We start from the raw sequence: 24,403 nt of genomic DNA, 5'->3' as shown, positions 1-24,403 counted from the left end.
GCTATTGACCGAAGTCAAACTGGTGGGCCGATTCAGTGGGTTCCGACTGTGGAAGACAAAATGTCGGCAAGCCAGATGGCAGCGACGACAAAGACAAGTCCGGGCACTACCGTCTTAGCGAATCGTCGCCCCCCCGAAATCGCGGCAACGACGCCTTTGGCCAGTGCGTTCGTCGATACACCGGCGAGTATAGGCAGCGCGGCGCTCGCCATATCTAGCCGCCCCTGTTCGACAAGTGAGGTGACGCTGGCGGCAACGGAGTGCGCATCGGCCAACCCTCCTGTCATCGCCACCACTAGCAAACCGGCGCTCCCGTACCACTGTGAAAGTGCACCCGATGCGAGCATGACCAGAGAGACGCTCAACGTCAGGATCAAAGCCGATTTCAGGTCGATACCCACTTCGATCACGGGCATGTCCGACCCGCCCTCTCGGCTTGCGCGCCAAAGTGCCCACAGGGCATAGACCAACGCGGTCAGCGCACCCGCGCCAAGCGGAAACGCCAGTTGGATCAGCACCCCGGGATGGATCGTGCCGATCACAATCCCGAGCTGTATCATCGTCGCAATTGTCGATAACACGGCACCGGCTGCCGCCATTCGAAGCCGTTCGGGATTTCGTTTTGCCAGCGCCCCCATGGCGCTGATCGTCGCAATGCTCGAAGCGAATCCCGACACGAAGCCCGTGACGGGCAGCCCTGCCCGCGGCCCGAGCACGCGCTGTGCGATATGTCCGATCAGCGCGACCAGCAACATGACGACCGTGAACCGCCAGATCGTGTAAGGGTTCAGAGCGTAAAGCCCGTCGATTGGCTGGTCAGGAAGGACGGGAAGAATGACGAGCGCTGCAACAGCGAGCAATAGCGCGTCCTGCAAGTCGCCCTCGGTAATGACGCCTGTCACGAAGCGATGGAGGCGAAAGCGCACCTGTAGCACGCATGCCACGGCCACACCGAGCGCGACGCTCAGTCCCGGTGCCCGTTGAGCCAGCGCGCCGAGTGTCAGGGTGAGGAGCAGCGCGACTTCGGTCGTCAATCCGGGGTCGTCGTGCGGGCGCATGTAGGCCGCGCCCAGAAGCGCGCTGAGACCCAGAGCCATCGCGACGACAAACCAAACACCGCCTGCCGACATGGTGACTGCGCCGAGCATGGCTGTCAGTGCGAACGTCCGGATACCCGCCGCGCCGCGCTCTCGTGTCGTGCCTTTGCGCCGTTCCCGTTCGGTCCCGATCAGCAAACCGATAGCCAATGCCGCCGCAAACGGCAACAGATCGTGCATGGGTCCGGTCATGACGAGGTTCGGCACGATTGCCACCGTCGTAGCGAGAATGCCTTCAGAGTAGCTGGCGCATTGCAACAGTGTCCGCGCAATGCACCGACCTTGACCGAGCGCAATTGCCCTGATCATTGCGTGCCTATGCTGGTACCGATACCTCACTTTGGCGCGGCATCTGCCGCGAGATCCATCATGCCTCCCAATTCACTGTTGCAGTCGCCACAGGCCACGCATCGCCCCTTCAAGCGAATTCTCATCGCTGTCGACCCTGGCGGCGCCTCGTCCAAGGCGGTCAGCTACGCAGCCCACCTCTGCTCGGCTCAGACGCAGGTGCTGGTGATGGGAGTCGTCGAGGACCCGAAAGCCTATCTCCTGCCCCACTCCGCCATGCCCGTTGACGTCCGTGAAGCCTTCGACGAACTCAAGAACGACGAGCTGGCATTACTCGAAACGGCACGCTCGACACTGCGAGGCAGCGGTGCGCAGGTCCATCTGCGCGTGCTCGGCCCGGCGCTCGGAAACCTTGAGATATCCGCACAACTGGCGCGCGCCGCCCGGGACTGGGACGCCGATCTGATCGTCGTCGGGGCCGAGCGCACTGCCGGCGTGATTTCCCTGCTGGCGACCAAGGTGTCTGCTGTATTGGCCGAGCACACGCACCGCGCCATTCTCGTAGTCCCGGGCGATGCCGACGCGTCGACGCTGCTCCCTGCGAAGCGTTTTCTGTTTGCCGTGGACGGCAGCGACGCCTCATTGCACGCGGTGCGCGTCGGTTTGCGGCTTGCCCCGCCACACGCCCGGCTGCTGGCGTTGTTCGTCGAAGACAGGGGTATCGATCTGGCCCAACTGCGTCAGTTTCTCGTCTCTACGACGCTCGATCCCAGGAAGGCCGATCACGCCGTGGAGCAAGCGAAGGCCGTCATGGCCGAAGGCAGCCCCGGCATGACCATCGAGAGTCTTGTGTCGCACACGCGCCTGACCGAAGACGTGGCGTGCGCCATCAAACGGGAGGCGCGCGATTGGAGGGCCGATATCGTGGTGGTAGGGGCTGAGGACCGGAACGGGATGTTTTCCTGGTTCCGAGGGCACGAGAACGAGCGCGTGGCGCGAGAAATCGACCGTCCTCTTCTCGTGGTCAATGTGGCGCAGTAGCGTGCATTAAATCGGCCGGCGCCGATGGAATCACTGGCCGGGCGCCTTCACGACTAGAACGGGGATGTCGGCGTGCGAGACGAGACGACTCGCTTCGCTACCGAGTGCCAGACGAGACAGCCCGCGGCGCCCGTGCGAGCCGGAGATCACGAGGTCCGAATGGGCACGCAGTGCCTCGGCGAGTACGCGGTCGGCCACGTGCATGTGACTGTCGATGAGCGGCAGCGCGATGAAATCGGCCGCCACCCCTTCGCGCGACAGCACATTCAGTGCCGCCTCCCTCACTGCCATCGTTTCCGCACGGACCGAGTCTCTGACGTCGGCAATCGACGGCAGCGCCGCAGCCATCAGAGGAAAGTAAAGCGCGGGGTCGACTTCGACGTAAACGACACGCAGGCTGGCACCCAACGCGCGCGTGAGGCGTGCGGCATGCGTAAGCGCGATCTCCGACGAAGCACTGCCATCGAAAGCCATCAGAATTTTTTGATACATGCGGCACCCCAAGTTCATGAGACGGCGTGCGTCGTCCCGGACAACGTCATTCACATTTGCGTTTCGAGGCAATCGAGACGATATCGGCGTGACCGAAGCCACGGCTATAGTCGAGCACCTTCATCGCCCAGGACTCGAGCTTCACAATCGTGGTCCGGCTCGATCCGTGCTCGGGGACTCGCGTCCACGCGTCGGGAAAGCGAGCGTCGAGCAAACGGATGGCGAGGGAGCGCTCGGCGGATTCATCAGACAGGATTTCCGCATAGGCATGCCCGGATATCGCCTTGATCTCTGGCCATCCGGCGTAAGGCCTGAAAAGGCAGTAGGACACTTGCGCGTTGTGCTCGATGTTGGCGATCTTGCGGCTGTCCCGTGCCGTCGCAAAATAGATGTCGAGCCCCTGATGAACGAAACATACGATGTCGGATTGCGGGTTGCCGTCATGCATCAGGGTGGCCAGCGACAACTCCCGGCAGCCGTCCAGAATCGCCGTCACGACCGTCTCCAGCTTTGGATTCATTGATCGTCTCCCTTGGAATCGCGCCGCGCCTCGCAACGCGACGACATCGACCGTATTCTCATTCCACGTGCAACCGGTCCACGACCGCGCTGACACCGTGCGTGCGCATCGCGGCACCGCGAATCGCCTCTTTCTCCGCGAGCGAGTGCACAGTGCCCGTCAGCAGCACCTCGCCGTTGCCCAGCAAGGAAATCTCAACGTGGCTCGCTTCCCGTTGCGCCTGGCGCGAGAGCGCCGCAGCAATGTGCCCGACGATCTCTCGTCGATGAGGCGTGCCTTCGACCTTGATGTCGTTGATGACGCCTTTGACTCCTCGCAGTGCGCGTACAGCGTTCTCCGCCTGCAATCGCTGCGTGTACATGGGCGCAGTGCCCTCCAGCGTTACCCAGCTGTTCTCTACCTTGACATGCATGCCTTCGGGAGGCAGGCCCGCGTGCCATTTGAGAATGGCGAGCGCTGCCCGCGCGATGTCGGCGTCGGTCTGACGGTCGTGGTTCGCCGGTTTGACTTCCAGCGACACCACGATTGCGCGTGCGCCGGCGACGCGGCTCGTGACGCGTTCTGCCTCGCACTTTTCGAGAAAGCTGCCGACGTCGCCGGAAAGGGTGACGATGCCGTCCCGAACTTCCACGCCGATGTCGTTCGCGTGGATATTCGTGTCGCGTGCCAGTTCGTCCATGATGTCGCGCTGCAATTGAATGTCTGTCTTCATCGAATGTCTCCGGGGGAGATGCGTCGAACTGTTGAGTCCGTCCTGTGGTTGAACTCTAGGGCGCGGGATCTCGTTGCGCCGATCTGGCTTGCTGCGGCTTGATGCACGTCAACGCGAGGCCCCGGCAGACGCCGCGAATCGTGGTCCCGCGGCTATAAATAGACAGACAGTGGCGTTACAACATCACGACCAACCTCGGGTGAAAACACCAAGACACCCTTCTCCGGAGCAATCAAATGAGCCTACGGAAAATCTGCGTTCACGTGGACGACACGGCGACAGGGGCGGCGCGGCTGCGCTTTAGCGCCGAGTTGGCGCGACAGCACGAGGCCCGTCTCTCGGGCATCTATTTGCCTCACCGTCCCGGGGCGGTTCACTCAGGACAGCTTCAGTCCTCGGGCGAGCATTTTCAGACCGAGGCGCATTCGCGCACGGCACTCCAGGCGGCTGAGCATCTCTTCTTCCAGCTGTGCGCCGAGGCGGATATCGCTGGCGATTGGCACACGCCCTACGGTGCAGCACCGACGATCCTTGCGAATGCCGCACGCGCGACGGACCTTTGCATCGTCGGTCAACCGGATGCGCCGGGCAGTGTCGCGGCATTGGGTCTCGATGGACTCAGCGATGTCATCCGGTGGGCTGGGGTGCCTGTCATGGGCCTGCCGCATAATGTGACACTGCCCCGGGAAATCCGCCGCATTGTTGTGATGTGGAATGGTTCGCGCGAGGCCCGGCGCGCGATCGGCGATGCCTGGCAATTGCTCGGACGCGCACAGGACATCTTCGTTGTCGGCATCGACCGCGCGCCGGGCGAGGACGATCCCTCGCGGCACGACATCGTGCGCTTGATGGAAGCGCACGGGTTGCGGGCCAAGGCGGTATCGGTCAGGGAGGACACGGAAGGCAGCGACGGTGTGCAACTGCTGTCGGTATCGGATGCCTATCAGGCCGATCTGATCGTGATGGGCGCGTACGGGCACGGTCCGACGCGGGAACTGGTCTTCGGAGGTGCCACCCGGACAATGCTCAAGCACATGTCCACGCCGGTATTGTTGTCTCACTGAGCCGCCGCCCGGTTCGAAACATTCGGGTAGCGCATCTCGCGGCGTCCCTCAATCGGGCAGTAGCATGACGAGGGCCGCCGCACCCATCACCGCTGTCGCGATCCACCCCAACGCCAGGATCGGCCAACGCGCCGTAAACGGGCCCATCACCGAACGGCTGGCGGCAAGCAGCAGCACGACCACCATCAGCGGGACTGCTACGACGCCGTTGATCACGGCGCTCCAGAAGAGCGCTCTCATCGGGCTTATCGTTGTGAACTGAATGCCGGTCGCGATCAGAATGCTCAGTGCGATGATGCCGTAGAAGCCGCGAGCACCGGTGAGCTTTCGCTCAAGTCCCTCCTCCCAATGCAGCGACTCGGCCAGCGCGTAGGCGCCCGATGCCGCAAGCACCGGCACGCCGATGAGACCGACGCTTACGATGCCGATGCTGAACAGCACGTACGCCATATCTCCCGCCAGCGGGCGCAATGCGCTGGCCGCCTGTGCTGCGGTGTCGATGCGAGTCACGCCGGCGACGTGCAAGGTGAGCGCGGTCGCGAGGATCACGAAGTAGGCCGTCAGATCCGAGTAAAACATGCCGCTCCAGGTATCCCATCCGATTCGGCGCAATTCGCGCCCGGCGGCGGCTTCGTCGTCCACCAGCGGCTGCGCGGCCCGATTGCGCGCCATGTCTTCGACCTCTTCCGACGCTTGCCAGAAGAAGAGGTACGGACTGATGGTGGTGCCGAATACGGCGACGACCACCGCTGCCGCAGACGCGTTGAGCTTCAGTTCGGGAAGAAACGTCCTTAGCGCCACGGTATGCCACGGCACGTGCACCGTGAACAGCACGGCGGCATAGGCGAGCAATGACATCGTTAGCCATTTGAGAAAGACGACATACCGGTGATATGGCACGAATATTTGCAGCAACAACGTGCCCAGTGCAAAACCGACCGTCATCCAGTGCCGCTCGATACCGACGATCATCTCTGCGACCTCCCCCATGGCGGCGAGATCCGCGGCGATGTTTAGCGTATTGGCCACGAGCAACAGCGTAACGGTCCCGCGAAGCACCGACGGTGGAAATCTCGCGCCGATATTGGCCGCCAATCCCTTTCCGGTAACGCGGCCGATGCGAGCACAGATGAGTTGTATCGCCGCCATGAGCGGAAAGGCCAATGGCATGGTCCACAACATATTCAGGCCGAACTGCGCGCCGGCCTGCGAATAGGTGACGACGCCGCTGGGGTCATCGTCCGCCACACCCGTGATGAGACCCGGTCCAACATGAGCGAACGGATACTCGCGCAAACGCTTGCGAAGGGACTCGAAACGCGTCGGTGAGCGTTCGTTCGCCAGATCCGATGTCATTGCCGAGTCTCTTTGGTGAACGCGGATGGCGGGGACATCGGGCCTGAGCGTATGACCGACATGGGTCAGGAGATGACCGACGCCAGGCTGCGGCGCGGCGTGTGCGCTTGCGAGGGGCCATACCCCACGCGCAGCAGCAATTGCGGGTGATCCGAAGCGCCAGCGCTGACGTCCGCGCGCAATGCATCGACTTCGATCGGCTGGTTGAGAAACGAAGCGTAGAGCCCGTTGTCCGTCAGTGTGAGCAAAGCGCGCTGCATGGCCTGCCCCGCCATGATCCAGTTTTCCTGATTGTCGGCGGGGGTGCTGAGGCACACGAGCAGCGGCGAGCCTTCGACGATACGGCGATGGCTTGCGGCAATGCCGCCGCCGATATCGAACGTTCTGACAACGGACGCAACCACCGGCGACGCGAAGTCGAGCAGATGGCTTTCGGTCGACGAGTAGCTGGCCATGCCGTCGTCACGGCGCGACGCGCTGACCCACAACGCCAGTTCTCTGCGAAAGCGAGGATCGCCCAGTTGCGCGCGATCCGCCCGATCGATCAGTTCGCCAAGACGCATGCGGCCCGCTTCGTCTGTGATAGGTTGAAGCCGCGCGCCCTCAGCCTCGGCACACGCGCACAGCTGGTCGACCACCGCCTGGGGAACCTGCCGGGTGTCGTACAGCTGGCGGTTCGTCACGCGCTGCGGGATCGCAGCGAAAAGCCCGGCGATGGGACCGTCGATGAATCCTTCCTCCAGGAGCTGAACGCTGGCTATCACATCCGGTTCCGCAGACGTCGGCAAGATTCCGATCGCGTAGGCACAACCGAAGTGGCTGAGCGCAACGCGTAGATTGAACAATGCCGCGCCACAACTGATCGCCAGCTCGCGGTCGTAGGTGTCGCTCACGGGAAGTCCGCGGGAGCGGTCCGCGCACAGCAGCAAGCGATCCTCGCCGAGAAGGAAGCGCCACGGCTGAGTGTTGTGCGTGGACGGCGCGAGAATTGCATATTGCAGGCAAAAATGCAGCTTCTCGCGCGCTGTCGAAAGCGCAAAAAATCGCTGCTCGTCGACGGACCAGATGTGAAGCCTGTCGTCCTGGACTCTCATGCGAGCCTCCTTTAGTCACCATGCCGGGCGAAGCTGACGTCCGGCGTCCGAGCGCCGACGCCAACCCGGTGGGGCCTGCGGCGCACAATGCATTTTTGAAGTCTGGTACTTGTGAGCAAAACCGCCTTGACCAGCGTCAAGCGGGTGTGAAATCGGACGCCGCCACCGGCGGACTAACCCCGGAAGATGTCGAACGGCTCGATTTTCAGGACGCGTCGAATGCCGATATAGCTCGAGATGGCGGCGATGAGGAGCACCATGACGAACGAGATCGCGAGATTCCAGAAGGTCGTCATCGCCGCGTAGTTCGGCAATGCCTGCTTCGCCAGCGCGATCACGAGCGTGACGAGTCCGACGCCAAGTCCGAAGCCGGTCAGTGCGGTAAGGACGGCCATGAAGAGAATCATCTTCACCAGTTCGCTCCCCCTCGCCCCGATGGCCTTGAGTGCGCCGAACTTGTCGAGATTCTCGAGTACGAACGAGTAGAACGTTTGCCCGGAGATCGACGCCCCGACAATGAAGCTGATGATCGTCATCAACAGGATGTTGGTGCCGATGCCGGTTTGGTAGATGTAGTAGTTCGCGATTCGCCGATTGAAATCGCCTTTGGTCAATGCCAGATAGCCCAGACTTGAGACCTGTTGCTCGATCCTTGCCACGGCCGCTTCAGATGTCGGCTGTACAAGGATGTAAGAGATGGTGAACCGGGTGCCGGGTATGTAGGCAACAGCCCGGCTGTATGTCGTGTACAGGGTTGGAATGCCGTTCAGCCCGTTAGCCGATACGCGGGCAATACCGACGACGACGGCGCGAAAGTCATTGATTTCGAACGTGGTTCCTATCGTCGGATTGCCAAGTTTGACGACTTCCGGATCGTCGACGATGACGAAGGCATCGTCTGCATAAATGTCGAATATGTTGCCCGACTCCATGTGGGGACGGCCAATCAACGTGGCATCATCGAGCCCTACCACGCTCACCGATTGAAGTCGCCCATCGGCCAGCTTGACCTGTGCCCCGCCGACATACAGGGGCACGGCATACTTGACGCCGTCGATGCTGCGTACGGCGTCGAGCAGATAATTCGGTAAGGGGAAGGATGTCGTCGGCGTGTTCACGGCCGGATCGATCACCCACATTTGCGCACCGACATTGGTAATGGTCGAGTACGCGCGATTCAAAATACCGGCGAACATAGCCGTCATCTGTGTCATCAGAAATACCGCGAAGACGATGCCGACGAGCAGGGCCGAAAACTTCGCCCTGTCGTTGATCAGCAGGTGAAGGCCGATGCGGATGATGCCGAAGGGCTTCATGTTCATTTTCCATCCCCATCGATGCCCGGCAGCGCCCGCCATCCGCCACCGAGTGCGGCCAGGAGCGCGACCGTATCCTGCTGGCGACGGGCGACGGGCGACGGGCGACGGGCGACGGCGTCGAGATAGGCGATGGACGATTGCTGATACTGGACATCGGCCACCAACACATCGAGGTACCCTGCCGTACCCGCTCGCAGATTGACCTGCACGAGATCCAACGCCTCACGCGCGTCCTGCATCGCGGCTTCCTCGGCCTGCAACGTTTTGGCATCCTGCTCCAGCGAGCTCAACGCGTCGGCGACTTGGGCAAACGCAGTGAGCACGGTCTGACGGTAGGATGCCTGCGCGACCTCGAATGCGTCGATGGCGGCTTGGCGTGCATACCGCAGACTCCCGCCTTCGAATATGGGAATCGACACCGACGGCCCGATGCCCCAGAAGCGGAATCCGTCTGCAGGCAGCTGCGCGAAGGCGTTGGCCTGTTTGCCGTACGTGCCGCTCAGGCTGATGCTTGGGAACATCGCCGCCGTTGCGACGCCGATGTTCGCGCTGGCGACATGCAGTCGGGCTTCTGCTGCCAGAACGTCCGGCCGCTGTCTGACCAGTTGCGACGGCAAGGTCACTGGCAGATCGGCGGGCAGTGTCAGCGCCTCCAATGTCACGGTGGGTGGCGCGGCCTGCGCCGGTGGCCGACCTTGCAGGGTCGCCAGAAGATGCGAAGACTGTGCCAGCTTTTGATCCAGCTGCGAGACCGTCGCCTGATTGCTCGCGATAAGGCTTTGGATGCTCAATATGCTTGAAAACGATGCGGTACCCGCGCTGACCTGCGCCCGGATCGCGTCCAGTTGCTGCATCTGAAGCGAGATGACATGCTGGGTCGCATCCAACTCGGCCCGGTACGCCGCGTAAGCGATCGTCGTGTTGACCACATTGGTACTGAGCGTCAGATAGGTGGCGATGGCGAGATAACGCTGGTAGTCGACTTGCGCACGCAGGGCTTCCACCGACCGTCGTTTGCCGCCGAAAAAGTCAAATAAATACGTCACACTCGCGCTGGCGGTCGTCAGATTGAACACCCCGGCTTGCTGAAGTTGCCCGTTGGCGGGAGGTGCAAGTTCGCGCATCGCCTGCCCTGCTACGCCCACTTGCGGAAAGAACACGCCATAACCGGCACGCAGATTGTCCTGACTTTCCCGAAGACTTGCCTGCGCAGCGTCGGCCGTGGGATTGTGCGAGAACGCCGTTTGCACGGTGTCGTCGAGTTCAGGCGAGCCGAATAGTTGCCACCAGTTTTCGGGCGGCGCGGCGCCGGGAATGAAGCGTTGAGACTCACCTCCGGCGACGACAGTCGCGGAAATCGCTGGTTCGTGCGTGTAGCGGTCATCGGCAGGTGGCACCGGTCTCTCGAAATCGGGGCCCACCGTACAGCCCCAAGTCATCGAGATCGCAATGACGTAGAGCGTCAGGCGCAACGACAACGCCGGGCCCGGGGGCGCAAATCTGGAAACGTCCGCCATCATTGCTCCCCGATAAAGACATCGACTAGCAGCCCTGGATAGATCATCGGCAAACCTACCTTCCTGAAGCGGAAAATGACGGGTAGGACACGAAGATCGACTTTCTCCTGCCGCTGATTGGACAGCTCGATCTTGGGCGAGACATAGGGCTGTACCCGCACGAACTCCAGCGGAACCTTCACGTTGGAGCCTCGCACCGAGAGCTGTGCCCGGATGTGACCGGCGGCGGGGAGTCGGGAGACGAGGATTTCGTCGATGAAACATCGCACCGCCAGATATTCCTGAGGTGCGCCCATGACGATCAGGGGATCGGCGCCGTTCGTGTAACTGTCGAAGACACCTTGAGAGGAAACGTAGCTGCCCGGCGCGACATTGACCGCCAGTACCACGCCGTTGGCGTTCGCGGCAATGGCATATTTTTGAAGCAACGCGTTTGCCGCAACATAGGATTGCGAGAGCGCGTCGAGCTGTCTTGCCTGATTGTCGATATCGTAGCGCCAGGCGCCCGCGTGGGTCAGCGCATATTGGCGCTGCGCGACTTCCAGCGCCGTGGCTGCCTGCCCGAGTGCATCGTGGGCGGTGTCTAGAACGTCTTTACTGATCGAGCGGCTGTCCATTTCGTAAGCAGCGCGCCGCTTATCGTACTGATCCTGCGCCGCTTTCAGATTCGCCTGCGCCTGATCGACTTGCGCTTTCGCCACCGCAAGCGTTTCCAGTCTCGGTTGAGCCTTCAGTTCTTCGAGTACGACACCGGCGGCAAGCATCTGAGCATGCAGTTGCCCTGCGGTGGCACGCTGCACCGAGTCGTCGATTCTGAGTAGCACATCGCCTGCATGCACGGTTTGCCCTTCGTGCACAAGCACTTGCGACACTACGCCGGAGACTTCGGGATACACATTGATGTTCGCACCGCCGCCCTGCTCGCTTTCCACGATGCCCGTGGCGTAGATGGCGCTCGGATAAGGACTCGCCACCGGGTCGAAGGCAGGCGGCTCGGGTTGTCGTTCCAGGCCGAAAACAAACGCCCCGAGCAACGCCGCAAGTATGCCGACACCCGAGAGGTAAAAGAGCCATCGATGATTCACGGTCGGCTCCCTTTGTCGAGAACGATGCGTCCGTCCTCCATGTAAATGATCCGGTCCGCGTATTCGTTGATCCGCGCGTCATGCGTGACGACCACGATGCATCGCCCAGCGTCGAGAATCTTCTCTTTGACGAACGCGATAATCATTCGGCCTGTGTCGCCGTCGAGCGACGCCGTCGGTTCGTCGAATACCAGAATCTGAGGGGAGCCGATGATGGCCCGTGCGATTGCCACGCGTTGTTGTTCACCGCCTGAGAGCTTGACAGGCAGGATCTCCGTGCGTGCTTTCAGGCCGACGATCTCAAGGCAATGGCGTGCTGCATCAAGGGACTGCTGCCAGTCGCGATGCTTCAATATCAATGGGACGGCAACGTTCTCTGCGCTGGTCAGACGCGGGAACAGATGATAGTCCTGGAAAACGAAGCCGATCGTATTCAGTCGGAAGTCGGCCAGATCGTCGTTGGACAACGCCCATATGTCCGTGCCGTTGATCGTCACTTTGCCGCTGTCGGGACGCAGGATGCCGGAGAGCAGGCTCAGCAGCGTAGTCTTCCCACTGCCGGACGGACCCACGATGAACACCATTTCGCCGAAGTGTGCCCGGAGCTCGACAGCGTTGACCGCTGTAGTGCGCGTGGCGCCCTCTCCGAACGCCTTCGTAAGACCGGTTGCGACGATGGCGTCGGTGGGCGGCGCGTCTGACATTCTGGGGGGCTTCTCAAGATCAATCGATGGCCGCATTCGACGACGCTGGCAACAACCCAATTTCCATCAGATACGCAACAAGCGCCCGATGCTCTGCCGATAGACGACGCGCAACGGTCTCGAGTTGGTCCAGCGAGTAGGCATGGTCGTCCGCCGAGCGAGGCAGCGGTTCCTCTACGCATTCGTCGCACCAGTCCCGGTGTGGCTCGACGCTTGGAGCGAGATCGAATATCCATGCGGGTTGAATGCCGCCGCCTTCCGAATGCCTCACCCACCGCGAATGAAGAATGTCGTGCAACAACATCGAGTAGGTGAACGGGACCATCAGACAAGCACTGATCCTGTCATAACGATCCATCGGGTAACCGACCTGTCGAAGCACGTCGAGCAGCATCACCCGCCTCGCGCGGAAATCGAGCGGGCGCGTCAACAGAGAGAAGCACGTCGGCTCGCATTTCGTAAGCGCGCAACAGGCGGTGTCGATCGTGAATTCGTAGTGGGCAAAACAGCGCACAATTTTGGCGAACGCCAGCAGGTGGCGCTCAGACAGGCACGATGGGTCTTCGGCAGGCATTATCAAATCCTCTAATCACACTGTGGTGGGCGCGAAGGGCGCAACGGAAAGTGCCCGCATGGATTGACCGTCATTCGCGGTTCGCACGAACGCGCTTCGCAGGTTTTTCGCTTGCGGACCCGTCGAATGTGGCCTGAAGCGACGCGAGCCGGTCCACCATCGTCTGCGTTGCACCGCCGGACATCGTATTCATGGCATCGATCGCGGATCTGGTGAAGTCTCCCCAGGCTTCCCACGCGCTTACGCCGGATTTGGGGGCGACGTCGACGGAGTCGGAGAAGACGTTTTGCCAGGCTTTTTCTGCGCAGTGATACTGTTCGGCCCATACGGCGGGACCACTCGCTCCGATCTGCAACCAACCCTGCCAGATCTGATTCTGTATCGCGAGTTGACGGTTGATGAACGCCAGTTGGCTATTGAAAATGGCATTCAGGTTCGCCGCGTTGGCCAGTTCGTCGCCCAAAGCGCCGTCGGCTTCCAGCAAACCCTCGTCCGCCCGCAGCTGCATTTGCCGCAAGTGCTTAAGATTGGCGAGCCAGTGATGGTGCGCTTCGAGCGCGGCGAGCATGGGGGCCTTGCACAGACGGAGGGGCGGGTTCAGTTCTTGCGACATCGTCGGAGTTCCTTTATCGGGGAGCGCCGCCTGCATTGGCGGGCCCGCGTATGGCCGGATGGTGTTGCGCTCCACACGGGAACGCCCTCCGGCCAAGTCAGCGATTTCAGATTAGTCGCGCACGGGCAATCCCCTTTGTCCCAAATCAATGTCGACGCGCAGATGCGAGCGCGGTCATGACATAAAAAAAGCCCGCCGAAGCGGGCGTAATCCCAACTTGCTTGCGCCCTAAACGGGGCCGTATACGGGCGCAAGTGCCACTGACTCGGCAACATCGGGGGATCCGGACATCGGTGGACTGGCACCGACAACGCTCTTACCTTAGCGCTGATCGACAGGCATGCGGTTGACATATCTCAATGTCTTCGCACCCTCGGAAAAAAGCATGATGTCTGTGACGCCCGACCGTTTGACCCGCATCAACGTCATGACAACCAATCGCTACCTTCGGCGGGATTCCGACTAGGCTTTGAGGCACCAGCATGTCGGTCCGCGCGAGCGCGATCTCCGCCATGCGTCCGCTTCCCATTCTGCAAGGAAGGTGTCCCGTGCCGGAGAAGGTCCAAAGCGCTTGCCCGATTGCGGTTCCCGACCCTGAGACCGGGATGGCGGACCGCCAATCCACGCCCGACGCGGCCGCAGCGCCCTGCGGGCGTTGCTTACGCGCCCGTCATGTCAGCGTCGACACGCTTCGTGAGGCCGTTGCGTACCTCCGTCACGACAGCCAGGTCTGCCGTTCCGAAGGGTTTGCCGCGCAGACACGTTTGCAGCTCGACTATGGTCAGAAGACTATCGCGGCCACGTTGCAAACGGTCACGGGCGATTGGCTGGAACTCGACGAGATCGGCTTGAGCGAGGCGGCACTACAAGCACTGGACGTTGCCGAAGGAGATTGGGTGAGGGTTCAGCACATGCCGCCTCTGGAGTCCTTTCGCCATGTTCGCGGGCGCATGTACGGTGAACCCTTCACATACGACGCATTAAGCGAGGTGGTCGGCGATATCGCTGCGGGCCACTATTCGTCCATTCATATCTCGTCATTCCTGACCGCGTGTACAGGCAACCGTCTTTCCGACGACGAAATCATCTCGCTCACGCAGGTCATGGTCGCAACGGGAAAGACGCTGACATGGCGTGCCGACAAGGTCATGGACAAGCACAGCGTCGGTGGATTGCCCGGTAATCGGACGACACCTATCGTCGTGGCGATCGTAACGGCGCAGGGCCTGGTCATGCCGAAAACGTCTTCGCGTGCGATTACCTCTCCCGCAGGCACTGCCGACGCCATGGCAACGTTAGCCCCCGTCGATCTCAGTGCGGACGAAATGCGCCGTGTCGTCGAGGATGTCGGGGGATGTGTCGTTTTTGGCGGCGCGGCGGACCTGAGTCCGGCAGACGACATTTTGATACAGGTGGAGCGCCCCCTGGAGCTGGACAGCGAGGCGCAGATGGTCGCATCGATTCTGTCGAAGAAGCTTGCCGTCGGCGCGACGCACGTTCTGATCGATATCCCGGTCGGCCCCACGGCCAAGATTCGATCGGACTACGCCAGCACACTCTTTTCCGAACGACTGCGCACCATCGCACGCGCGCTTGGGCTGGAGGTCATCACGTACGTCTGTCAGGGCAACGAACCGGTTGGGCGAGGTATCGGGCCCAGTCTCGAAGCCCGCGACGTACTGGCCGTGCTGCAGAATCGCGCCCGGGCACCGATGGATTTGATGACCAAGAGCGTGGAAATCGCAGGGCGGATCTTGGAGGCCGGTGGCAAGGCGTTACCCGGCGAAGGGGCACAGATGGCGCGCCGCGTGTTGGTCAGCGGTCTCGCCTGGCAACAGTTTCAGCGCATCTGTGAGGCTCAGGGCGGCATGCTGGAGCCTGTCGTCGGGCGTCATAGCAAGCCGATAACGGCTCGCCACGCCGGTGTTGTCACCACCGTAGACAATCGCCACCTGTCGCGCGTTGCGAAGCTTGCTGGCGCCCCCCTCGCGACGCGCGCCGGGGTGGTGTTTGAATCGCCAGTCGGCACCATAGTCGGCGCGGGGCAGCCGCTTTTTACCATCTACGCGGAGAGTCCCGGTGAACTCGAATATGCATTCGAGTATGCAAACCGCTTTCCTGACATTGTCTGTGTGAGGGCATGATGAAAGACGTCGCCATTTACGCTATGCCCGGAAACGAATCGTTTGCCCGGGTGCTCGCCGGACTCATCGAATGTCCCCTGCAACGCTTGCTGATCCATCGATTTCCGGATGGCGAGCAACTTGTCACGCTTGACGGCCCGCTGAGCGGAAAGTCGATCGTTATCGTCTGCTCGTTGAACCGGCCCGACGCGAAACTGCTGCCGCTCCTCTTCGCCGCAGACACGGCGCGAGACCTCGGCGCGCGTGAGGTGATTCTGGTCGCGCCATATTTGTGCTACTTGCGTCAGGATGCGCGTTTTCGTCCGGGGGAATCGGTATCGGCCAACAGCTTCGGCCGGTTGCTCAGTACCTGGTTCGATGGTCTGGTCGCCGTTGAACCGCATTTGCACCGCCTGCCATCGCTTTGCGCCGTTTATACGATTCCGGTGCGCTCTCCCCACAGCGCGACCGCGACCGCCGCGTGGATCGCCGCGAACGTTCCCGATCCGCTCATTGTCGGCCCGGACGACGAAAGCGCCGCGTGGGTGGCACAGATCGCCGGGCGAATCGGCGCGCCGTCGGTCGTGGCTCACAAGACTCGACAGGGCGACCGGCAAGTCAGCCTTGAGCTACATGTGCCAGCGGCTTATGGGCATCGCCAGCCGGTGATCGTGGACGACATTCTCGCGAGCGGGCAAACGATGCTCGCCACGATTGGCGCGTTGGTCAAAGTGGGCTTCGGAAGTCCCGTGTGTATCGCGGTGCACGGGCTGTTCGACGGGATCGGCGTCGACGAACTGATCGCCGCAGGTGCCGGATCGGTCGTGACCTGTAATACCGTGCCCCACGCGTCGAACGCCATCGATGTCACGCCGGCCGTGCGTGAGGCGCTTGTCGACTTGCTCGACGAACTGGCCAGCCGCCGGTGAATGCCTTCGTCGGCGGCGCGCTACGCGGTGCCCATGGACCAGTCAGGCGCTACGCCTTCGGTGTAATGATCACTTTCAACGCATGTGTGTTTGCCGCGTCACCGAAGGTTCGATAGGCGGCAAGAATATCGGCGAGCGAAAAGTGGTGAGTGATCAGGACAGCCGGTGCGAGCCGCCCTGATTCAATGGTTTTGAGCAACATGGGCGTTGCGGCGGTGTCGACCAGCCGGGTCGTGATACTGATATTCCTGTCCCACAGGGATTCGAGATGCAGGTCTACCTTGCGACCGTGGACACCGACGTTCGCAATCGTGCCGCCGGCAGCCACGATCGCTTCGCAGAGTTCGAAAGTCGCCGGCACGCCGACCGCTTCAATGGCCGTGTCGACGCCCTGCCCGCCTGTCAGGCTGCGGACGAACGCAGCAGCGTCCTCCTTTTCCGGAGACACGATGGCCGTCGCGCCGAGCCGTAAGGCCACTTCCAGCCGTGCGATGTCGGGATCGATGACGATTACCTGAGCCGGGCTAAAGAACTGTGCCGTGAGCAATGCCGCCAGTCCGATCGGCCCCGCCCCGACGATGGCGACGCTGCTGCCGGGTTGAACCTTCCCATTCAGAACACCGCATTCGAAGCCGGTCGGCAGGATGTCGCTCAGCATGACCAGCGTATCGTCATCTACACTGGCGGGCGCGAGGTAGAGGCTGGTGTCTGCATAAGGCGTGCGAACGTATTCGGCCTGCGTTCCGTCAATGCGGTTGCCGAGAATCCACCCGCCCACGGCGCAATGGGAATACATGCCTTTGCGGCACGCAGGACACTTTCCGCAGGATGAAATGCACGAGATCAGCACCCGATCGCCTGCCTTGAAGGACGTGACTGCATCGCCGGTTTGCACGACTTCCCCGACGCCCTCGTGACCAAGAATGCGGCCCGGTGTCACCGTAGGAACGTCACCCTTCAGGATGTGAAGATCCGTACCGCAAATCGTCGTCTTGCGAATCCTCACGATGGCATCGGTTGGTGCCAGGATATCGGGGATCGGTCGGTCTTCCAGCGTGATTTGCTGTGTACCGTGGAATACAAGGGCTTTCATGGCGCCACTCCGCATTGGTCAGGTTCAGTGCGACATCAGCACAGGAACCGTCATGGTTTCGAGCATGGTGCGGGTCACGCCGCCCAGCACCCACTCCTGCATGCGCGAATGCCCATACCCGCCCATTACGATGAGGTCCGCGTTCATGTCGGCGGCGCGCGAGAGTAACGCCTCGCCAATTGCGACATCGTTTGCCTTGCGCTCCGGTGTCACAGTGACGTTGACACCATGTCGCGCAAAATAGATGGCGATGTCCATGCCGGGAATGGGGCCCAGATCGTCCGGACGAGCGCCCCGGCTGACATGCATCACGTCGACCGCTTTCGCCGAGCGCAGAAACGGCATGGCGTCGGCGGCGGCACGCGCGGCTTCGCGGCCGCCATCCCACGCCACAAGCACATGATTGAAGGCCGTGGGCAGCTTCCCCGCATACGGGAGGACCAATACCGGCCGCCCGCCTCCGAGCACGACCGACGCGACAAATCCGATCGTCGGCGAGGACTCGGGGTCGGAACGATCTTCTTGTCCAACGATCACGAGATCCGAATACCGGGCATGGGTCCGCATTTCGGGGTTTTCTTCGTAGGGCGGCGTGATCCATTCCGGGCTGACGTCCTGCCGCCGACAGACTTCCGTGAACATCTGTTCGGCCTGAGCGAGGCGTTTGGGGTCGCTCTCGGGCGCGGGCGGCGGCGGTAGCCCGGTGCCGCCCATGGCCGTCACATCGGGAAAACCCGGAGGATGAAACGGCAGGTAGATACCCGCTAAATGGGCTGGGAACCGATAGGCGAAGCTAGCCGCCAGTTCAACCCTGGCGCGGCATCGATCGCTGTTGTCGACATGTACGAGTAACGTGCGGTAAGTCATAGTCATGCTCCTGAGACGTGAAGTCATCTTTGAACAGTAGTACAGTCCGTGGGGGTGCCCTTGATGAACGTCAAGGCGACCATCGGTCCGTCATATGTCCCTGCCAGCGGCCGTCGACATTTCGGATTGATGCGTATGGGAAATGCAGGAGAACGCTGATACAACTAGCCTACCTACCGCGCGATAACGCTTGAATCACTCTTGAATCGGGGCGATTGATGGCCAGAACGCTTCGCAGCACGCAATTCCCTTCGCGCCGCCGGGCGGATACCGTGCTCGTCGCCATGCTTTGTGTGATGTGTGTGGTTGTTGCGCTGGCCAACTGGATGGCCGTTCGGACAGCACTTCAGAGCAATGTCGATGCGCGTTTCGCCTTGCGCACGAGCGCGGCAACCGACAAGCTTTCGATCGCACTCACCGCCTATGAGGACGCCTTGCATGCCGCGTCCGACCTCATGGCGGCTACGCCCAAGCCCGACGACGCTCGCTGGATCGATTACGTCAAAAAGATGAAGCTGTCGGAACGTCTGCCCGGACTATTAAGCTTCGGCAAGTGCGAACGCTCAGGTGGAGATATCGTCAGAACGTCCGGCTACTCACCGAGCGGGGAGCCGGTGCTCGGCACCGGCGACCGCGTGCGCCTTCCCTCCGGTCCTGACTTCCGGGAACGTCTCTTTGCCAGCGCCACGGTGTCCGGTGCTCCGCCATCGCTTGTCTTTCTGACGAGCAAGGATCCGTCGCCGGACTGCACTTACGCCATTGCCAATGTCGATACGCTGGTTCACGCAGCAATCGGACCGTTGCTTCATGACCTGACATTGACGATTGCCGTGAACGGCGACAAAGGGCCCGCGCAACAGATATTCGACAGCCTCTCGCCTCGCGCGCCGGCAGAGCCTCGACCGCCGGTCGATTATCGAACCGTCGCAACAGTTGCCTACGCGGACCGGCCAGCGCTGGAACTGGCCTACACCGCCTCAGGCGAGTTTGCTGCACTGCGCGGCGCGGGCGTCGCCAATTGGGCGCTTGTCTTCGGCGTCTTGCTGAGCGTCATCACGGTACTCGCCTGGGTCGTCGCCCTGCGCTCCCGTCGGCACGCCATGGCGGTCAACGAGCGGGCGGCGATCGGCAAGCAACGCTCCGAGAGTCGGCTATTCAGCGTCATCCAATCGGTGCGGGAGGCGATCATCACCATCGACGCGCAGCAGCGAATCCAGATTTTCAACCCGACTGCCGAAAGCATTTTCAAGTGCAGCGCCATGGAGGTGATCGGGGAGCCGATTGGACGCTTCATCCCCGAACGATTCCGCGACGCCCACTTTCAGCACATCGAACGCTTCGGGGCGACCGGGGTGTCGGAGCGATTGATGGGGCGCGGTCGCCCGCTCTGGGGGGTGCGAGCGGACGGTGAGGAGTTTCCGATGGAGGCGTCCATTTCACAGAGTGCCGACGCAGGGGGCAAGTTCTTTACGGTCGTGTTGCGCGACGTCACGGAGCAACGTCAGATGGCGAGCGCTCTGCAAACATCCCGCCAGGAACTCGAGAAGCTCAACGCACGTCTTCAGGAGGTTCGTGAAGACGAGAAGTCCCGTATCGCGCGAGAACTTCATGACGATCTCGGTCAGCGTCTCACCGCATTGAAAATGGACGCAGCGATGCTCAGGCAAGCATTGGACGGTCAGCCCGCAATGTCTGCGGACGTCAAGCGTATCGAACAGTCGATCGACGGCATGGTCAGTGCAGTTCGCCAGATGGCAGCCGATCTGCGTCCGCCCATGCTCGACGATCTGGGGCTCGGTCCGGCTATTGAATGGTACGCGCAGGAGTTTTCACGGCGCTACGGCGTGGTCGTCGATGTGACGGGGACACACGGATTACCCGCTGTCGCGCCAGCGGTCGCGACGACATTGTTCCGTATCGTGCAGGAGGCCCTGAACAACGTCGCCAAACATGCACATGCCACCGCGATAACGGTCGAATTGGCTTGCGACCGGGAGTGCAGACTTCGTATTTCCGACAATGGGCGAGGATTGCCGCCGACGCGTCCGAAACCGGATGCCCTGGGGCTCATCAGCATGCGGGAGCGGGCACGCCTGCTCGGCGGGACGCTGGAAGTCCGCAGCCCGTCGGAGGGCGGCACCGTGGTTACCACCGTCATTCCGCTGGAACCCTCTGCTTCGACGCCGCCCGCAGCGCATTGAACGCAGGCGGATATCTACGCAGCAGGCCGCACTTGAAGTACAGCCGCGCCCGAAATGGCACCGCGGCGCAGGTCATCAAGTGCTGCGTTGGCCTTTTCGAGCGGGTACGTTGTCGTGGCCACTTTAAGCGCGATCCTCTCGGCGAGTGCGAGAAAGGCCAGACCGTCCGCTCTCGTCAGATTCGCCACGGAGCGCACCTGACGCTCGCCCCATAACAGTCGGTAAGCAAACCTCGGGATATCGCTCATGTGAATGCCGGCGCAAACGACGGCGCCTCCACGGTCGACGGCGGCGAGCGCCTGAGGCACCAGCGAGCCGACCGGCGCGAAGATGATGGCGGCGTCCAGCGGCACGGGCGGATTCGCATCGCTCGGGCCAACCCAATGGGCGCCGTGCGACAGGGCGAACGCCACGCCTTCGTCGTCGCCGGGTCGGGTGAAGGCATACACTTCGCGTGCCTGAGCGCTCGCGATCTGCGCAATGAGATGCGCCGCAGCGCCAAATCCATAGATCCCAAGACGCCGCGCGTCACCGGTCATGCTCAGTGACCGATAGCCGATGAGGCCCGCGCACAGCAGCGGCGCGGCAGTCGCGTCATCATAGGCATCAGGGAGTTTGAACGTGAACTGCGCTTCGGCGACGACATACTCAGCGTAACCACCGTTGAGCGTGTAGCCGGTAAATCGCGCCGCTTCGCAGAGATTTTCCTTGTGGTTCAGGCAAAAGCGGCAGCATCCACAGGTCGATCCCAGCCACGGCACGCCGACACGGTCGCCAATTTGCAAATCCCCTACGCTCCCCCCCTTGGCAGTGACGATCCCCACGATTTCGTGGCCGGGAATAATGCCATCGGGAACGTCGGGCAATTCGTTATCGACGACATGCAGGTCGGTGCGGCAAACGCCACACACACTGACACGAATCAGCACTTGTGCAGGGCCCGGCGCTGGCACAGGAATGTCGACGAGTCTGAGCGCGCCGTCAGCCTTGGATAGTTGCATCGCTCGCATGCTGTCGCGCTCCGTGAACGTAGCGCGATTACTAAACGGCGTTCGCCATTTGGTTCAGTCGCTGCGTATCGAGCAGCGTGATCTCGCGTTGGCGCACCCGTAACGCTTCCTGTGCCTGCATGCGGGAAAGCATGCGACTCACCGTTTCGAGTTGCAGGCCTAGAAAGCTGCCGATTTCCTCGCGCGTCATGCGAAGCAGGAATGCGTTCGGCGAGTATCCCCGGGCGGCCAGCCGCGACGACACATCCAGCAGAAAGCTCGCCAGTCGGGCCTCCCCGCGAGCGGTTCCCAGGCGAAGCAACTGTTGTTGTTCGCGCACGATGCCCGCAGCGATCAGCCGGTGAAGCTGATGCTGCATGACCGGCACCTTCGCGGCAATGGCCTCCAGTTCTGCGAACTGGATTGCGCAGACCTGACTGTCTTCGAGGGCCACGGCTTCGGAGACATATCGGCCGCTGGCAATGCCTCCCAGGCCCAGCAACTCTCCACCGAGGAGATAGCCCGTGACTTGCTCGCGTCCGTCGGGGTGCGTCAGCACCGTCTTGAACGAACCGGCGCGTACCGCGTAGATGTACTCGAGCGTGTCCCCCGGTCGGAACAGCACTTCGCCGCGCCGAACCGTGCGCCGAACACTTGTCACGCCGTCCAGACGGCGGATCGACTCATCATTGAGTCCTTCGGCCAGACAGAACTGGCGCAGCAGACAAGTGCTGCATCTTGGGCCTGCGGACTCGACGACGTCGAAGGCGCGATGCACCCTCACGTTTTGAGTGGCTTCGACGGGGATGGTGTTTAGCTGGCGGGAAATGGCATGCATGGCAAACTCCGGCAATTCAGCATCGTGTCATCACGTCTGAAGTATCGGAGATGAAGTGGGGAAAAAAAATAAGCGACGGGCGCGATCTCATGTCAGCCGACATGACAGCCTGTAGGCAAAGGACTACAACGCGTGCCTCAGCGTTAGTCGCGCAGCAGATCGTGGCGGATGGCGTAATGCGCCAGATCGGTCTGGCTCTTGAGTTGAAGCTTTTGCAGGATACGCGCCTTGTACGTGCTGACCGTTTTGGCACTCACGCAAAGGCGGCCAGCAATGTCACCCAATGTCAGACCTCGGGCGAGCATCAGGAATACATCGAACTCGCGGTCGGACAGGCGACGGAAACTCGGGCCTTCGATGGTCGCAGACGACAGATCCCGGGCGATTCGCTCCGCCATTGAGGGGCTCAGGTAAACGCCACCGTCATGGACTTTGCGTACGGCGCTCACCAGTTCGTTCGGCGCACTCTCTTTTGTCAGATAGCCTGCTGCCCCGGCCTTGAGCGCTCTCACTGCGTACTGCTCTTCGCCGTGCATCGTGAGGACAAGAATGGTCAGATGGGGAAACGACGCCTTGATCTGCCCAATGAGGTCGATGCCGCTGCGCCCGGGCATCGACAGATCGAGCAACAGGACATCGCACGGCGTATCCGCCAGCAGCGCCAGCGCTTGCGCGCCGTTCGAGGCTTCCCCAACGATTTCGATATCGCCGGTGCCTGCCAGAATGCGTTGCAGTCCGGCACGTACCAGCGTGTGGTCGTCTGTCACGATGATGCGAATCATGCGTCCGCCTTTGGATCGTGTACATCGTCTCAGGATGTCCATGCCCGGACACCCATGAAGTCGATTCTACACGCGCGACTCCCGGGCAGCGCAAGTCTTCGCACACTGGCGAATTACAACACTTCGACGGATTCCTCCGTTCCTGGCGGCGGGATGAGAATGACTGGCCGCTGCGCCTGCCGGGCGCAGTTTTCCGCCACGCTGCCCAGTGTCAGACGTCGCACGCCGCGCCGACCATGGGTTCCGATCACAATCAGGTCGGCCTGACATTCTTCCGCTGCGGCGTTGATCTGAAACGCGACATCGCCACCGAGCGGCAGGAGCTCACGGATCTCCACGTCGCCCGCGACCTTCTCGTCGTTCAGGCGCTTCGTGGCTTGTTCCCGGATGCTGTTCCCCTGAATTCGCAACGCTTCGATGAAGGGAAACGGATCCGCGTCGCTGATATAGGCCACCGGAATATCGACGACAAACAACACGTGCAATTTCGCCTTACGCGCTTTCGCAAGCGACAGCGCGTAGTCGAAGGCGGTGTCCGCCGTGGGGCTGCCATCGATGGCAACCAGGATTAGTTCATACATGGTGTCAGTTCTCCGGGACAGCAGTCGGTACGCTGGCCGCCCCCGTAGGCAGCGTCGTGGATTCCTTGACCAGCATGACAGGGCGATGCGAGTGCCGCAGGACTTGCTCGGCCACACTGCCGAGCAGCATGCGGCGAACGCCCTTGCGTCCATGCGTGCCAAGGACCAGGAGGTCGGTTTGCCAACGTCGGGCTTCGCGAATAATGGCGCCGGCGATCGTGCCGCCCCACGTGCGTAAATCGATGGAGCGGGTATCCGTCTGAATACCTTCTTCATGCAGCCGCTTGTAGGCATTGCTCAACGTCGCTTGGCTTTCCGCGATCAACGCCTCCCGCACGGCTTCGAGGTCGATGTATGAAGAAAACGCGGATTGATAGTGGGCGAACGGATCGTCGATGACGTTGACGACTCTGACGACGTCATCTGGCATGGCGAATCGGATCGTTTCGCGTAAGGCTTGCCATGAGGTTTCGCTGCCGTCAATGGCGAGCAGGATTCGATGAGACATTGTGTCGTCCTCGCTG

At 61.7% G+C, this 24,403-nt stretch carries 24 protein-coding genes; 5 read left to right on the top strand and 19 right to left on the bottom strand.

Features of this window, described 5'->3' with window-relative positions; translation table 11 throughout:
- Nucleotides 1-32: 32 nt before the first annotated feature.
- Nucleotides 33-1,289, bottom strand: coding sequence for an MgtC/SapB family protein (locus PAN31117_RS08835; protein ID WP_174990885.1), 1,257 nt, complete (start codon nt 1,287-1,289; stop codon nt 33-35).
- 177 nt (nt 1,290-1,466) lie between these two features.
- Between PAN31117_RS08835 and PAN31117_RS08830 the strand changes: the two genes are divergently transcribed.
- Nucleotides 1,467-2,426 (top strand): universal stress protein, encoded by a 960-nt coding sequence (locus tag PAN31117_RS08830; RefSeq protein ID WP_174990884.1) that lies wholly within the window; start codon nt 1,467-1,469, stop codon nt 2,424-2,426.
- 30 nt (nt 2,427-2,456) lie between these two features.
- Here PAN31117_RS08830 and PAN31117_RS08825 read toward each other — a convergent pair whose 3' ends face one another.
- The 3 genes from PAN31117_RS08825 to PAN31117_RS08815 are packed head-to-tail and all read right to left on the bottom strand — an operon-like array spanning nt 2,457 to nt 4,150.
- On the bottom strand, nt 2,457-2,918 hold the full coding sequence (locus PAN31117_RS08825) for a universal stress protein (RefSeq protein ID WP_174990883.1): 462 nt from the start codon (nt 2,916-2,918) through the stop codon (nt 2,457-2,459).
- A gap of 46 nt (nt 2,919-2,964) precedes the next feature.
- Nucleotides 2,965-3,438: a pyridoxamine 5'-phosphate oxidase family protein gene (locus tag PAN31117_RS08820; protein WP_150737860.1), complete on the bottom strand. Its 474-nt coding sequence runs from the start codon at nt 3,436-3,438 to the stop codon at nt 2,965-2,967.
- Between the two features lie 58 nt (nt 3,439-3,496).
- A complete protein-coding gene (locus PAN31117_RS08815; RefSeq protein ID WP_150737859.1) occupies nt 3,497-4,150 on the bottom strand; it encodes a BON domain-containing protein in 654 nt (217 codons plus the stop codon).
- Between the two features lie 236 nt (nt 4,151-4,386).
- Between PAN31117_RS08815 and PAN31117_RS08810 the strand changes: the two genes are divergently transcribed.
- Nucleotides 4,387-5,214: a universal stress protein gene (locus PAN31117_RS08810; RefSeq protein WP_150737858.1), complete on the top strand. Its 828-nt coding sequence runs from the start codon at nt 4,387-4,389 to the stop codon at nt 5,212-5,214.
- 48 nt (nt 5,215-5,262) lie between these two features.
- On the opposite strand, the gene PAN31117_RS08805 is transcribed toward PAN31117_RS08810, so the two are convergent.
- The 8 genes from PAN31117_RS08805 to PAN31117_RS08770 all read right to left on the bottom strand — a co-directional run bounded on the left by PAN31117_RS08805 (nt 5,263) and on the right by PAN31117_RS08770 (nt 13,476).
- The gene (locus PAN31117_RS08805) at nt 5,263-6,570 is read right to left on the bottom strand and encodes an NRAMP family divalent metal transporter (protein WP_150737857.1); all 1,308 of its coding nucleotides are present in this window, start codon (nt 6,568-6,570) and stop codon (nt 5,263-5,265) included.
- Nucleotides 6,571-6,635: 65 nt separating this feature from the next.
- Nucleotides 6,636-7,664: an Acg family FMN-binding oxidoreductase gene (locus PAN31117_RS08800; protein WP_150737856.1), complete on the bottom strand. Its 1,029-nt coding sequence runs from the start codon at nt 7,662-7,664 to the stop codon at nt 6,636-6,638.
- Nucleotides 7,665-7,837: 173 nt separating this feature from the next.
- Nucleotides 7,838-8,980, bottom strand: a complete 1,143-nt coding sequence (locus tag PAN31117_RS08795) for an ABC transporter permease (protein WP_150738067.1) — start codon at nt 8,978-8,980, stop codon at nt 7,838-7,840.
- A gap of 2 nt (nt 8,981-8,982) precedes the next feature.
- Nucleotides 8,983-10,422, bottom strand: coding sequence for an efflux transporter outer membrane subunit (locus tag PAN31117_RS08790; RefSeq protein ID WP_281349162.1), 1,440 nt, complete (start codon nt 10,420-10,422; stop codon nt 8,983-8,985).
- Nucleotides 10,423-10,499: 77 nt separating this feature from the next.
- A complete protein-coding gene (locus PAN31117_RS08785) occupies nt 10,500-11,585 on the bottom strand; it encodes an HlyD family secretion protein (RefSeq protein ID WP_150737855.1) in 1,086 nt (361 codons plus the stop codon).
- Nucleotides 11,582-12,289, bottom strand: a complete 708-nt coding sequence (locus PAN31117_RS08780) for an ABC transporter ATP-binding protein (protein ID WP_150737854.1) — start codon at nt 12,287-12,289, stop codon at nt 11,582-11,584. Before PAN31117_RS08780 ends, PAN31117_RS08785 begins: the two co-directional genes overlap by 4 nt.
- Before the next feature lie 19 nt (nt 12,290-12,308).
- Nucleotides 12,309-12,863, bottom strand: coding sequence for a hypothetical protein (locus PAN31117_RS08775; RefSeq protein WP_150737853.1), 555 nt, complete (start codon nt 12,861-12,863; stop codon nt 12,309-12,311).
- A 70-nt stretch (nt 12,864-12,933) separates the two neighbouring features.
- On the bottom strand, nt 12,934-13,476 hold the full coding sequence (locus tag PAN31117_RS08770; RefSeq protein ID WP_150737852.1) for a hypothetical protein: 543 nt from the start codon (nt 13,474-13,476) through the stop codon (nt 12,934-12,936).
- Nucleotides 13,477-14,081: 605 nt separating this feature from the next.
- On the opposite strand from PAN31117_RS08770, the gene PAN31117_RS08765 reads away from it, so the two are divergent.
- Entirely contained in the window at nt 14,082-15,620 is a 1,539-nt protein-coding gene (locus PAN31117_RS08765; RefSeq protein WP_150738065.1) for a thymidine phosphorylase family protein, read from the top strand.
- Nucleotides 15,617-16,528: a ribose-phosphate diphosphokinase gene (locus PAN31117_RS08760; RefSeq protein WP_246188984.1), complete on the top strand. Its 912-nt coding sequence runs from the start codon at nt 15,617-15,619 to the stop codon at nt 16,526-16,528. Before PAN31117_RS08765 ends, PAN31117_RS08760 begins: the two co-directional genes overlap by 4 nt.
- A 49-nt stretch (nt 16,529-16,577) precedes the next feature.
- Here PAN31117_RS08760 and PAN31117_RS08755 read toward each other — a convergent pair whose 3' ends face one another.
- Together PAN31117_RS08755 and PAN31117_RS08750 are read right to left on the bottom strand one after the other, a co-directional pair.
- On the bottom strand, nt 16,578-17,621 hold the full coding sequence (locus PAN31117_RS08755) for a zinc-dependent alcohol dehydrogenase family protein (RefSeq protein WP_150737851.1): 1,044 nt from the start codon (nt 17,619-17,621) through the stop codon (nt 16,578-16,580).
- A 24-nt stretch (nt 17,622-17,645) separates the two neighbouring features.
- Nucleotides 17,646-18,488: a universal stress protein gene (locus tag PAN31117_RS08750; protein ID WP_174990881.1), complete on the bottom strand. Its 843-nt coding sequence runs from the start codon at nt 18,486-18,488 to the stop codon at nt 17,646-17,648.
- A 218-nt stretch (nt 18,489-18,706) separates the two neighbouring features.
- Between PAN31117_RS08750 and PAN31117_RS08745 the strand changes: the two genes are divergently transcribed.
- Complete coding sequence (locus PAN31117_RS08745; protein WP_150737849.1) at nt 18,707-20,689, top strand: PAS domain-containing sensor histidine kinase; 1,983 nt, start codon at nt 18,707-18,709, stop codon at nt 20,687-20,689.
- A gap of 14 nt (nt 20,690-20,703) precedes the next feature.
- Here the strand turns inward: PAN31117_RS08745 and PAN31117_RS08740 are convergent, their stop codons facing one another.
- From PAN31117_RS08740 to PAN31117_RS08720, 5 genes are all read right to left on the bottom strand, one after another.
- A complete protein-coding gene (locus PAN31117_RS08740) occupies nt 20,704-21,699 on the bottom strand; it encodes a zinc-dependent alcohol dehydrogenase family protein (protein WP_150737848.1) in 996 nt (331 codons plus the stop codon).
- A gap of 31 nt (nt 21,700-21,730) precedes the next feature.
- Nucleotides 21,731-22,516: a cyclic nucleotide-binding domain-containing protein gene (locus PAN31117_RS08735; RefSeq protein WP_150737847.1), complete on the bottom strand. Its 786-nt coding sequence runs from the start codon at nt 22,514-22,516 to the stop codon at nt 21,731-21,733.
- A 143-nt stretch (nt 22,517-22,659) separates the two neighbouring features.
- Nucleotides 22,660-23,298: a response regulator gene (locus PAN31117_RS08730; protein ID WP_150737846.1), complete on the bottom strand. Its 639-nt coding sequence runs from the start codon at nt 23,296-23,298 to the stop codon at nt 22,660-22,662.
- 113 nt (nt 23,299-23,411) lie between these two features.
- Entirely contained in the window at nt 23,412-23,879 is a 468-nt protein-coding gene (locus tag PAN31117_RS08725; protein WP_174990880.1) for a universal stress protein, read from the bottom strand.
- Between the two features lie 4 nt (nt 23,880-23,883).
- The gene (locus tag PAN31117_RS08720; RefSeq protein ID WP_150737844.1) at nt 23,884-24,387 is read right to left on the bottom strand and encodes a universal stress protein; all 504 of its coding nucleotides are present in this window, start codon (nt 24,385-24,387) and stop codon (nt 23,884-23,886) included.
- Between the last annotated feature and the right edge of the window lie 16 nt (nt 24,388-24,403).

The organism is Pandoraea anapnoica (genome assembly GCF_902459765.1).
GTDB lineage: Bacteria > Pseudomonadota > Gammaproteobacteria > Burkholderiales > Burkholderiaceae > Pandoraea > Pandoraea anapnoica.
Note: the sequence above shows the minus strand (reverse complement) of the source record. Positions and strands in the feature narration are given on the sequence as shown.

Excerpts from the sequence above, each read along its gene's own strand:
- PAN31117_RS08830 (WP_174990884.1), top strand. The coding sequence starts at position 1,467 with ATGCCTCCCAATTCACTGTTGCAGTCGCCACAGGCCACGCATCGCCCC.
- PAN31117_RS08815 (WP_150737859.1), bottom strand. The coding sequence starts at position 4,150 with ATGAAGACAGACATTCAATTGCAGCGCGACATCATGGACGAACTGGCA.
- PAN31117_RS08835 (WP_174990885.1), bottom strand. The coding sequence starts at position 1,289 with ATGACCGGACCCATGCACGATCTGTTGCCGTTTGCGGCGGCATTGGCT.
- PAN31117_RS08780 (WP_150737854.1), bottom strand. The coding sequence starts at position 12,289 with ATGTCAGACGCGCCGCCCACCGACGCCATCGTCGCAACCGGTCTTACG.
- PAN31117_RS08800 (WP_150737856.1), bottom strand. The coding sequence starts at position 7,664 with ATGAGAGTCCAGGACGACAGGCTTCACATCTGGTCCGTCGACGAGCAG.
- PAN31117_RS08775 (WP_150737853.1), bottom strand. The coding sequence starts at position 12,863 with ATGCCTGCCGAAGACCCATCGTGCCTGTCTGAGCGCCACCTGCTGGCG.
- PAN31117_RS08725 (WP_174990880.1), bottom strand. The coding sequence starts at position 23,879 with ATGTATGAACTAATCCTGGTTGCCATCGATGGCAGCCCCACGGCGGAC.
- PAN31117_RS08765 (WP_150738065.1), top strand. The coding sequence starts at position 14,082 with ATGGCGGACCGCCAATCCACGCCCGACGCGGCCGCAGCGCCCTGCGGG.
- PAN31117_RS08720 (WP_150737844.1), bottom strand. The coding sequence starts at position 24,387 with ATGTCTCATCGAATCCTGCTCGCCATTGACGGCAGCGAAACCTCATGG.
- PAN31117_RS08795 (WP_150738067.1), bottom strand. The coding sequence starts at position 8,980 with ATGAAGCCCTTCGGCATCATCCGCATCGGCCTTCACCTGCTGATCAAC.
- PAN31117_RS08760 (WP_246188984.1), top strand. The coding sequence starts at position 15,617 with ATGATGAAAGACGTCGCCATTTACGCTATGCCCGGAAACGAATCGTTT.
- PAN31117_RS08770 (WP_150737852.1), bottom strand. The coding sequence starts at position 13,476 with ATGTCGCAAGAACTGAACCCGCCCCTCCGTCTGTGCAAGGCCCCCATG.
- PAN31117_RS08730 (WP_150737846.1), bottom strand. The coding sequence starts at position 23,298 with ATGATTCGCATCATCGTGACAGACGACCACACGCTGGTACGTGCCGGA.
- PAN31117_RS08820 (WP_150737860.1), bottom strand. The coding sequence starts at position 3,438 with ATGAATCCAAAGCTGGAGACGGTCGTGACGGCGATTCTGGACGGCTGC.
- PAN31117_RS08790 (WP_281349162.1), bottom strand. The coding sequence starts at position 10,422 with ATGACTTGGGGCTGTACGGTGGGCCCCGATTTCGAGAGACCGGTGCCA.
- PAN31117_RS08825 (WP_174990883.1), bottom strand. The coding sequence starts at position 2,918 with ATGTATCAAAAAATTCTGATGGCTTTCGATGGCAGTGCTTCGTCGGAG.
- PAN31117_RS08750 (WP_174990881.1), bottom strand. The coding sequence starts at position 18,488 with ATGACTTACCGCACGTTACTCGTACATGTCGACAACAGCGATCGATGC.
- PAN31117_RS08810 (WP_150737858.1), top strand. The coding sequence starts at position 4,387 with ATGAGCCTACGGAAAATCTGCGTTCACGTGGACGACACGGCGACAGGG.
- PAN31117_RS08745 (WP_150737849.1), top strand. The coding sequence starts at position 18,707 with ATGGCCAGAACGCTTCGCAGCACGCAATTCCCTTCGCGCCGCCGGGCG.
- PAN31117_RS08740 (WP_150737848.1), bottom strand. The coding sequence starts at position 21,699 with ATGCGAGCGATGCAACTATCCAAGGCTGACGGCGCGCTCAGACTCGTC.
- PAN31117_RS08755 (WP_150737851.1), bottom strand. The coding sequence starts at position 17,621 with ATGAAAGCCCTTGTATTCCACGGTACACAGCAAATCACGCTGGAAGAC.
- PAN31117_RS08735 (WP_150737847.1), bottom strand. The coding sequence starts at position 22,516 with ATGCATGCCATTTCCCGCCAGCTAAACACCATCCCCGTCGAAGCCACT.
- PAN31117_RS08805 (WP_150737857.1), bottom strand. The coding sequence starts at position 6,570 with ATGACATCGGATCTGGCGAACGAACGCTCACCGACGCGTTTCGAGTCC.